Genomic DNA, 9,568 nt, shown 5'->3' on the forward strand with positions numbered 1-9,568 from the left:
TGTGATGGCCGGCGCACCGGCACCCACAGCGTGCGGCGCCGCATGCGGGGCCGCCGCGCGATTGCGCAGCGGTCCGCGCAACGGCAGGCTCAGCTCAGCTGGCCGTGGCAGTGCTTGTACTTCTTGCCGCTGCCGCAGGGGCACGGATCGTTGCGGCCGACCTTCGGCGCTTCGCGGGTCACCTGCGCCACGGTCGGCGCTCCCGCTTCGCCGCGTTGCACCTGCTCGGCTTCCTCGTCGGCGCTGTAGCCGCCGGCGTCCTGGTGCTGGAACTGCGCCTGGCGCAGCTGCGCCTCCATCTGCTGGCGCTCCTGCGCCTCCAGTGCCGCCACTTCTTCCTCGCTGCGGATGCGCACCCGCGCCAGCAGGGTCACCACTTCGCGCTTGGCGTGCTCCAGCATCTCCGAGAACAGCTCGAAGGCTTCCTTCTTGTATTCCTGCTTGGGCTGCTTCTGCGCGTAGCCGCGCAGGTGGATGCCCTGGCGCAGGTAGTCCATGCGCGCCAGGTGCTCCTTCCAGCTCTGGTCGAGCACGGTCAGCATCACGTGCTTCTCCAGCGCGCGCATGGTCTCGCTGCCGATCGCCGATTCCTTCTCGCGGAAATGGCGGTCCACTTCCTCGCGCACCTTCTCGACGATGCCGTCCGCGTCCAGTTCCTCGTGGCGCTTGACCAGGTCGCCGATCGACAGCGACAGGCCCAGCTCGCTGGCCAGCGTGGCTTCCAGGCCCGGCAGGTCCCACTGGTCGTCCACCGAGTTCGGCGGCACGAAGCGCGAGACGATGTCGTAGATCACGTCGTCGCGGATGCCGTCGACGTTCTCCTTCACCGACTCGGCGTCGAGCAGTTCGTCGCGCTGGGCGTAGATCACCTTGCGCTGGTCGTTGTTGACGTCATCGAAGTCCAGCAGGTTCTTGCGGATGTCGAAGTTGTGCGCCTCGACCTTGCGCTGCGCCTTCTCGATCTGCCGGCTGACCAGCTTGTCCTCGATGACGTCGTCTTCCTTCATGCCCATCATGCGCATCGCCTTCTGCACCCAGTCCGAGGCGAAGATGCGCATCAGGTTGTCTTCCAGCGACAGGTAGAAGCGCGAGGAACCCGGGTCGCCCTGACGGCCGGAACGGCCGCGCAACTGGTTGTCGATACGCCGCGATTCGTGGCGCTCGGTGCCGATGATGTGCAGGCCGCCGGCGGCCTTGACCGCGTCGTGGCGCTCCTGCCAGGCGGCCTTCAGGCGCGCGCGCGTGGCCTCGTCCGGCTCCTCGCCCAGCGCATGCAGTTCGGCTTCCAGCGAGCCGCCGAGCACGATGTCGGTACCGCGGCCGGCCATGTTGGTGGCGATGGTCACCGCACCCGGCTGGCCGGCGTTGGCGACGATCTGCGCTTCGCGCTCGTGCTGCTTGGCGTTGAGCACTTCGTGCTTCACGCCCGCCTTGCGCAGGTGCTCGGACAGCATCTCCGAGGTCTCGATCGAGGTGGTACCGACCAGCACCGGCTGGCCGCGCTTGGCGCAGTCCTCGATGTCGGCCAGCACCGCGTTGAACTTGCCCTGGCGGTTGAGGAACACCTGGTCCGGCCAGTCCTTGCGGATGGTCGGGCGGTTGGTCGGGATCACCACCACTTCCAGGCCGTAGATGCTCTGGAATTCGTAGGCTTCGGTATCGGCCGTACCGGTCATGCCGGACAGCTTCTTGTACATGCGGAACAGGTTCTGGAAGGTGATGCTGGCCAGCGTCTGGTTCTCGCGCTGCACCGGCACGCCTTCCTTCGCCTCCACCGCCTGGTGCAGGCCATCGGACCAGCGGCGGCCCGGCAGGGTGCGGCCGGTGAACTCGTCGACGATCACCACCTCGCCGTCGCGCACGATGTAGTCCACGTCGCGCTGGTAGATCGCGTGCGCGCGCAGCGCCGCGTTGAGGTGGTGGACCACGCTCAGGTTCTGCGCGCCGTACAGGCGGTCTTCCTCGTCGGTGAGGATGCCGGCCGCGCGCAGCAGTTCTTCGGCGTGCTCCATGCCCGCCTCGGACAGGTGCACCTGCTTGCCCTTCTCGTCGACCCAGAAGTCGCCCTCGCCCTCTTCCGACTCCTGCTTGATCAGCTGCGGCACGATGCGGTTGACGCGGATGTACAGCTCCGGCGACTCGTCGGCCGGGCCGGAGATGATCAGCGGGGTGCGCGCTTCGTCGATCAGGATCGAGTCGACCTCGTCGACGATGGCGTAGTTGAGGCCGCGCTGGAAGCGGTCGGCCTTGGACAGCGCCATGTTGTCGCGCAGGTAGTCGAAGCCGAATTCGTTGTTGGTGCCGTAGGTGATATCGGCGGCGTAGGCGGCGTGCTTGTCGCTGTGCGGCATGCCCGGGTACACAACGCCCACGCTCAGGCCCAGCCAGTTGTACAGCTTGCCCATCTGCGCGGCGTCGCGGCGCGCCAGGTAGTCGTTGACGGTGACCACGTGCACGCCCTTGTCTTCCAGCGCGTTGAGGTACACCGGCAGCGTCGCGACCAGGGTCTTGCCCTCGCCGGTGCGCATTTCCGCGATCTTGCCCAGGTGCAGGACCATGCCGCCGATCAACTGCACGTCGTAGTGGCGCATGCCCAGCACGCGGCGGCTGGCCTCGCGACACACCGCGAACGCTTCCGGCAGCACCTTGTCCAGGGTCTCGCCGCCGGCGATGCGCCCGCGCAGTTCCGGGGTCTTGGCCTGCAGCTGCTCGTCGGAGAGCTGCTCCATCTCCGGCTCCAGCGCATTGATCTTGGCGACGATACGGTGGAGCTGGCGCAGTTGGCGCTCGTTGCGGCTACCGAAAACGCGAGTAAGCAGACTGTTGATCATTGAAGGAACCGGTTGGAAAGGAACGCCCCGACGGCCCGATCCCCAGGGAATCGACGGGCCGCAAACGAAACAGGGCGCGAGGCGCCCTGTCGATGGCAAAGCACATTGTAGCTTGGGGCGGCGCCCGGCGATTCAAGCGCCGGCACGCCAGGCCCCGCGCGGCTCAGCCGCGGCCGCGGCGGCCCACCGGAATGGCGCCATCGCCGAGGAACTTGGCCGGATTCACCACCACCCCGTCCTTCCACACCTCGAAGTGCACGTGGGCGCCGGTGGAACGGCCGGTGGAGCCGGCCTTGGCCACTTCCTGGCCGACCCGCACCAGGTCGCCGACCTTCACCGACAACCGCGAATTGTGCGCATAGCGGGTGACATAGCCATTGCCGTGGTCGACCTCGACCACGTTGCCGTAGCCGCCGCGCACGCCGGCGTAGCTGACCACGCCGTCGGCCACCGCCAGCACCGGGTCGCCGACGTTGGCGTGGAAGTCGATGCCCTTGTGGTTGCCGGTGCCGCGGCCGAACGGATCGGCGCGGCCGCCGAAGGCCGAGGTGATGTAGCTGTTGCGGATCGGCATCCGCGAGGGCACCGCGTTCTGGTCCAACTGGTGGTCGAACAGCAGCGATTCCAGCACCGACAACTGCTGGCCGGAGGTGGCGAACTGCTGCTGCAGCCCGTCCAGTTCCTTGCCGAGCTGCTGCGCGGGCATGTCGTGGCTTGGCTCGTCGTCGCCGCCACCGACGCCGACCGGCTGGTCGAAATCGAACTCGCCGTCCTGCAGCTTGCCCATGCGGGTCAGGCGCTCGCCGAGCGCGTTGAGCCGGGTCGCCTGCGCCTGCAGTTCGCCCAGCCGCGCGGCCAGGGCGTTGACCTGGGTCTGCGCGTCGCGGCGCACCTGCGCCAGTTCCTGGTCCTGCCGCTCGAGCTTGGCGCGCAGTTGCGCCGAACCACCCCACCCGGCTGCAGCGCTGACGCCGATGCCGAGTACCATGCCGAGGCCGAGCACGGAACCGAGCGCGGCGAGGGGGCGGCGGTCGGCGAAATCGCGCAATCGCCACGGCAACGTCTTGACCCCCTTTTCACTGGAACGGATTACGATCTTCTTGAACGTCATATGAGTTTTCATGTCTAAGCGAAAGTCCGGCGAAGGCCATACCGCCACGCCGCAGCCGGCACTGGACGCCGCACTGGCGGACAAGGCGGGCGACCCGTTGCGCCGCGCCCTGTGGCTCGACGCGCTGGACCGGCAGTTACGCCCCCATCTGCCGCCGAACCTGGCCTCCCGTTGCCGGTTGGCCAATGTGAACGGCGAACAGCTCGTTTTTCTCGTTGAGTCTCCGGTCTGGCACGCCCGGGTCAGGCTGGCCGAGGCCGACATCCTTGCTGCGGCCCGTTCCCTCGGGCTGAAAGCCACCAAAGTGACCGTCAAGACTGCGACTGCACCCGCGCATTCCCCAATGCAGCAGGCAAGAAGCACGCCAGCTCCGGTTTCTGCGGCCACGCACAAGGGGTTGCGCGAGGCCCTGGCTTCCCTGCAGGACGTCGTCTCCGCGACGCCCGATGCGACCACGGGCTCCGACCGTGGCCGTCGACGTACGTAGACACGCACGCCGCGACCGACGCATCCTAGCGGGCGTCGGGCGTCAGGTCGTTACCGATTCGTTAAATCGGCGTTAAGGGGAGAAGAAGGAACGGCCGATTGCCGATTCCGTGATACCCACCCGGCCGTCACCGGGTTGAACGGGTTCAGGCGTAAGCCGCCGCCCCGTAGGCCACCGGCGCCTGCTGCGCGGCGGATTCGAAGCTGACCCATTCCCACGCCGCCTGCTCGGCGAGCAGGGCGCGGACCAGCTTGTTGTTCAGTGCGTGGCCGGACTTGTAGCCCTCGTACGCACCGAGGATGGCGCCGCCGGCCAGGTACAGGTCGCCGATCGCATCGAGGATCTTGTGGCGCACGAACTCGTCGGCGTAGCGCAGGCCGTCGTCGTTGAGCACGCGGAACTCGTCGAGCACGATGGCGTTGTCCATCGAACCACCCAGACCGAGATTGCGCTCGCGCATGTACTCCAGGTCGCGCATGAAGCCGAAGGTGCGCGCGCGGGAGATTTCCTTGATGTAGGCCATCGTCGAGAACTCGATCTCCTGCCGCGACTGCTTGGCCGGGATCATCGGGTGGTCGAACTGGATGGTGAAACCGAGCTTGTAGCCGCCGTCGTAGGGCACGAAACGGGCGATCTTGTCGCCGTCGCGCACTTCGACCTCGCGCTTGATGCGGATGAAGCGCTTGGCCTTGTCCTGCTCGACGATGCCCGCCGACTGCAGCAGGAACACGAACGGACCGGCCGAGCCGTCCATGATCGGCAGTTCGGCCGAGGACAGTTCGACGATGGCGTTGTCCACGCCGAGGCCGGCCATCGCCGACATCAGGTGCTCCACCGTCTGGATCTTGGCCTGGCCGCGGCTCAGGCCGGTGCACAGCGTGGTCTCGGTGACCAGCTCGGCATCGGCAGGCACGTCCACCGCCGGATCCAGGTCCACGCGTCGGAACACGATGCCGTGGTCGGCCGGTGCGGGGCGCAGGGTCATGTAGACCTTGTCGCCGCTGTGCAGGCCCACGCCGGTGGCGCGGATCGTGTTCTTGAGGGTGCGTTGCTGGGTCATGGCAGACAGTCTGGGAACGTCTGTTCGCACGGGAACTGAACAGACAACGAGAATATCACGCGTTTAGCTAAATTTTAACAAAGCGGTCACAGCATCCCATGCTTGCAACACTGGTCCGTGCCGGCGTCGCGGTCGCAAAAACCTGCCGGGTCGCGGGGACCCGGCAGCAAGGGACACGGCGCGCCGGCCAGGGAGGCGCTCCCGGACGGCGGTGTTGCGGGCCGGCGCGCGCGCCGGCCGATGACGCAGACCTCAGTCGGCCTGGCGGCGCAGGGCGGGCCGCTCGCTTGCGAAGCACTGCTTCGCGAGCGGCCCCGCGCCCGGCCATGGATGGCCGGGCAGGCCCATCCGCAAGCCGGACGGCTGCGCCAGGGACGGCATCAGTCGGCCTGGCGGCGCAGGAACGCCGGAATATCCAGGTAGTCGCTCGGCAGGTCGGCCGCGGCCGGCGCCGGTGCGGACGCCGCCGCGCCCATGCCGTCGCCGCTCGGACGGCGCAGGCCCAGGCCCATCGCACCGCCGACCGCCTTGGACACGGCATCGCCGCCGTGCTCGAAGTCGCCGAACTCCGGCTGGCCGGTGGTGGCGTTGCGCACCAGCTTGATCGGCGCACGCTGCTCCGGACGCTGCGACTGGCGCGACACCGCACGGTTCAGTCCGGTGGCGACCACGGTCACGCGCACTTCGTCCTGCATGTCCGGATCCAGCACGGTGCCGACCACCACGGTGGCGTCCTCGGAGGAGAAGCCTTCGATGGTGCGGCCGATCTCGTCGAACTCGGCCATGGTGAAGTCCGGGCCGGCGGTGATGTTGACCAGGATGCCGTTGGCGCCGGCCAGGTTGACGTCGTCCAGCAGCGGATTCTGGATCGCCGCCTCGGCGGCGGCCTGCGCGCGGTCGTCGCCGCGGGCCGAGCCGGTGCCCATCATCGCCAGGCCCATTTCCGACATCACGGTGCGCACGTCGGCGAAGTCGACGTTGATCAGGCCCGGACGCACGATCAGGTCGGCGATACCCTGCACTGCGCCCTGCAGCACGTCGTTGGCGGCGCGGAACGCCTGGATCATGGTGGCGTTGCGGCCGAGCACAGTGATCAGCTTTTCATTCGGAATGGTGATCAGCGAGTCGCAGTGCTGGCTCAGTTCCTCGATGCCCTTCAGCGCCACCTGCATGCGGCGGCGGCCTTCGAACGGGAACGGCTTGGTGACCACGGCCACGGTCAGGATGCCCATTTCCTTGGCCAGCTGCGCCACCACCGGCGCGGCGCCGGTGCCGGTGCCGCCGCCCATGCCGGCGGTGATGAACACCATGTCCGCGCCCTGCAGCGCGTCCATGATGCGCTCGCGGTCTTCCAGCGCGGCCTGGCGGCCGACTTCCGGGTTCGCGCCCGCGCCCAGGCCCTTGGTGACGTTGGTGCCGAGCTGCAACTGCAGCTTGGCGCCGCAGTTCTTGATCGCCTGCGAGTCGGTGTTGGCGGTGATGAACTCCACGCCGTCCACGCTGCTGCTGACCATGTGCGCGACCGCGTTGCCGCCGCCGCCGCCCACGCCAACGACCTTGATCACTGCATTGGGTGCCATCTTTTCAATCAGTTCGAAATGCGCCATGTCCGTTTCCTCTTTGAGCCGGGATTCGGGATTGGGGATTGGGGATTCGGAAGTACTCCGATCCTTTTTTCCTGCCTCTCCGTCCGGCGAGTGTTGTTGTTTGGATGCCGGGATTGGGGATTCGGGATTGGGGATTCGCAAAAGCGACTCTCCGGTCCGTCACCCTCTCCGCAGCGGAATCACTGCAAAAAAACCTATCGCCTGCCTACCTACCGCTCTCCACTCTCTCTGCCTACCGCTGTTGCTCCCACCAATCCCGAATCTCCAATCCCGAATCCCGAATCCCGGCCTCATCAAAACTCACCGCGATACCAGTTCTTCAATTTCTTGAACAAGCTGCCGGCGCGGCCGGTCGGCAGCGACGGGCGGCGCGGGTGTTCGATCTGGCTGCCCATCAGCAGCAGGCCCACGCCGGTGGCGTGGACCGGGTTGCCGACGACTTCGCCCAGGCCGGTGACGTGCTGGGGAATGCCCACGCGCACCGGCATCTGCACCATTTCCTCGGCCAGTTCGACCACGCCTTCCATCTTCGAGGCGCCGCCGGTCAGCACCATGCCGGCGCGCACCAGTTCCTCGAAGCCGGAGCGGCGCAGTTCGGCCTGCACCATCTCGAAGATTTCCTCGTAGCGGCCCTGCACCGCCTGCGCCAGCGAATGGCGCGGCATGCGCCGCGGCGGACGGTCGCCGACGCTGGGCACCTGGATGCTTTCTTCCGCGGTGGCCAGCTGCGCCAGCGCGCAGGCGTAGCGCACCTTGATCTGCTCGGCTTCCGGGGTCGGCGTGCGCAGCATGTGCGCGATGTCGTTGGTGACGTGGTCGCCGGCGATCGGCAGCGAGGCGGTGTGGCAGATCGCGCCCTGCACGAACACCGCCAGGTCGGTGGTGCCGGCGCCCATATCCACCAGCACCACGCCCAGCTCGCGCTCGTCGGCGGTCAGCACCGCCACCGAGGACGCCAGCGAGGACAGGATCAGGTCGTCCACCTGCAGGCCGCAGCGCTGCACGCACTTGCTGATGTTGGCCGCGGCCGACTGCGCGCACACCACCAGGTGCGCGTGCACCTCCAGGCGCACGCCGGTCATGCCGACCGGGTTGCGGATGCCTTCCTGCGAATCGTCCAGCACGTACTCGCGCGGGATCGCGTGGAGGATGCGCTGGTCGGCCGGGATCGCCACCGCCTTGGCCGCTTCCAGCACGCGGTCCAGGTCGTTCCAGGTCACCTCGCCGTCGCGGATCGGCACGATGCCCGGCGAGTTCTTGCACTGCACGTGGTTGCCGGAGATCGACGCGTACACCGAGCGGATCTCGCAGCCGGCCATCAGCTCGGCTTCCTCGATCGCGCGCTGGATCGACTGCACGGTGGACTCGATGTCCACCACCACGCCGCGCTTGAGCCCGCGCGACTCATGCGAACCGATGCCGATCACCTCGATCGGATTGCCGGGCGAGTATTCGCCGACCAGCGCGACAACCTTGGAGGTGCCGATGTCCAGTCCAACGATGAGGGATTTGTCGCCTTTGCGGTTCATGTCTTGGAGCCGGGAATAGAGAATCGGGAATGGGGAAGGGAGAAGAGCGGGCTCTCGCGATGGGATGGAGGGTCGGCCAGTGCCGCGTGCCGCGCGGGCTGGGCCGGCGCCGCAGGCTTCTTCTCCTTGCCCGGCTCCTTACTCGGCTCTTTGCTCTCGGGTACCCATGCCACGGTGAATCCGTTGGTGTAGCGAAGATCGGCGCGCGCCAGCGGCGGCTGGCCCGGCTGCAGCAATTGCGGCAGCACCCGGGCGAAGCGCTCCAGGCGCGCGCGCGCGTCGTCGCGGCCGACCACCACCTGCACGCCGTTGCCCAGCGCCAGCGACCAGCTGCCGCGCGCGTCCAGGGCCACGCCCTGCACCGGCAGGCCGACCGGGGCGAACAGCGCGCGCGAGGTGTTGTACAGCGCGACCACGTCGGCGGCCTTGGCGTCGGGGCCGGCCAGGTGCGGCAGGGCCACGTCGCGCAGTTCGTTGGGCAGGGCGAAGATGCGGCCCTGCTCGGACAGCATGCGGTCTTCGCCCCAGCGCGCGAACGGGCGATGCTCGACGACACGCACTTCCAGCACGTCCGGCCAGCGCTTGCGCACGCGCGCGCTCTCGACCCACGGCAGGCGCTCGATCGCGTCCTGCGCATCCTGCAGGCGCACCGCGAAGAAGCCGCGGCGCGCGTACGGCAGCACCACCTGGCGCAACTGCTCGGCGGACACGCGCTTGAAGTCGCCGCTCACCTGCAACCGGCTCAGCGGCCAGCGCTCGGCCCCGACCCAACCGTTGAGCACGGCCACGATCGGCAGCGCGACCAGGGCCAGCGCCAGCAGCCAGGCGAGGATACGCAGGGAGGCGTTCATTGGCGCACCTTCCGGTGCGCGGGATTGGGGATTGGGGATTGGGGATTGGCGCAACGCGCGCAGCGGAACTCGCCGGCGGCGCGAAGCGCCGA

Annotated in this window: 7 protein-coding genes; 1 reads left to right on the forward strand and 6 read right to left on the reverse strand. The window is 67.9% G+C overall.

Annotated elements, in window-relative coordinates; all coding sequences use genetic code 11:
* Positions 1–89: 89 nt before the first annotated feature.
* Both secA and AC1PK7_RS17795 read right to left on the reverse strand, forming a co-directional pair.
* A complete protein-coding gene (secA, locus tag AC1PK7_RS17790; protein ID WP_481098999.1) occupies positions 90–2,831 on the reverse strand; it encodes a preprotein translocase subunit SecA in 2,742 nt (913 codons plus the stop codon).
* Positions 2,832–2,994: 163 nt separating this feature from the next.
* Complete coding sequence (locus tag AC1PK7_RS17795; RefSeq protein ID WP_420007890.1) at positions 2,995–3,942, reverse strand: peptidoglycan DD-metalloendopeptidase family protein; 948 nt, start codon at positions 3,940–3,942, stop codon at positions 2,995–2,997.
* 10 nt (positions 3,943–3,952) lie between these two features.
* Here AC1PK7_RS17795 and AC1PK7_RS17800 point away from each other — a divergent pair, with 10 nt between their 5' ends.
* Positions 3,953–4,429 (forward strand): DciA family protein, encoded by a 477-nt coding sequence (locus AC1PK7_RS17800; RefSeq protein ID WP_010340118.1) that lies wholly within the window; start codon positions 3,953–3,955, stop codon positions 4,427–4,429.
* A 145-nt stretch (positions 4,430–4,574) separates the two neighbouring features.
* Here AC1PK7_RS17800 and lpxC read toward each other — a convergent pair whose 3' ends face one another.
* From lpxC to AC1PK7_RS17820, 4 genes are all read right to left on the reverse strand, one after another.
* Positions 4,575–5,489, reverse strand: a complete 915-nt coding sequence (lpxC, locus tag AC1PK7_RS17805; protein ID WP_010340119.1) for a UDP-3-O-acyl-N-acetylglucosamine deacetylase — start codon at positions 5,487–5,489, stop codon at positions 4,575–4,577.
* Between the two features lie 380 nt (positions 5,490–5,869).
* Positions 5,870–7,096, reverse strand: a complete 1,227-nt coding sequence (gene ftsZ / locus AC1PK7_RS17810) for a cell division protein FtsZ (protein WP_481099000.1) — start codon at positions 7,094–7,096, stop codon at positions 5,870–5,872.
* 293 nt (positions 7,097–7,389) lie between these two features.
* A complete protein-coding gene (gene ftsA, locus AC1PK7_RS17815) occupies positions 7,390–8,625 on the reverse strand; it encodes a cell division protein FtsA (protein ID WP_010340121.1) in 1,236 nt (411 codons plus the stop codon).
* Positions 8,622–9,476, reverse strand: coding sequence for a cell division protein FtsQ/DivIB (locus tag AC1PK7_RS17820; protein ID WP_279362502.1), 855 nt, complete (start codon positions 9,474–9,476; stop codon positions 8,622–8,624). Before AC1PK7_RS17820 ends, ftsA begins: the two co-directional genes overlap by 4 nt.
* Positions 9,477–9,568 lie beyond the last annotated feature (92 nt).

The organism is Xanthomonas sp. NCPPB 3174 (assembly GCF_056725205.1).

What these genes read in the sequence shown, in the direction of transcription:
- AC1PK7_RS17800 (WP_010340118.1), top strand. Translation starts at nt 3,953, where the DNA reads ATGTCTAAGCGAAAGTCCGGCGAAGGCCATACCGCCACGCCGCAGCCG.
- ftsA (WP_010340121.1), bottom strand. Translation starts at nt 8,625, where the DNA reads ATGAACCGCAAAGGCGACAAATCCCTCATCGTTGGACTGGACATCGGC.
- AC1PK7_RS17820 (WP_279362502.1), bottom strand. Translation starts at nt 9,476, where the DNA reads ATGAACGCCTCCCTGCGTATCCTCGCCTGGCTGCTGGCGCTGGCCCTG.
- lpxC (WP_010340119.1), bottom strand. Translation starts at nt 5,489, where the DNA reads ATGACCCAGCAACGCACCCTCAAGAACACGATCCGCGCCACCGGCGTG.
- secA (WP_481098999.1), bottom strand. Translation starts at nt 2,831, where the DNA reads ATGATCAACAGTCTGCTTACTCGCGTTTTCGGTAGCCGCAACGAGCGC.
- ftsZ (WP_481099000.1), bottom strand. Translation starts at nt 7,096, where the DNA reads ATGGCGCATTTCGAACTGATTGAAAAGATGGCACCCAATGCAGTGATC.
- AC1PK7_RS17795 (WP_420007890.1), bottom strand. Translation starts at nt 3,942, where the DNA reads ATGACGTTCAAGAAGATCGTAATCCGTTCCAGTGAAAAGGGGGTCAAG.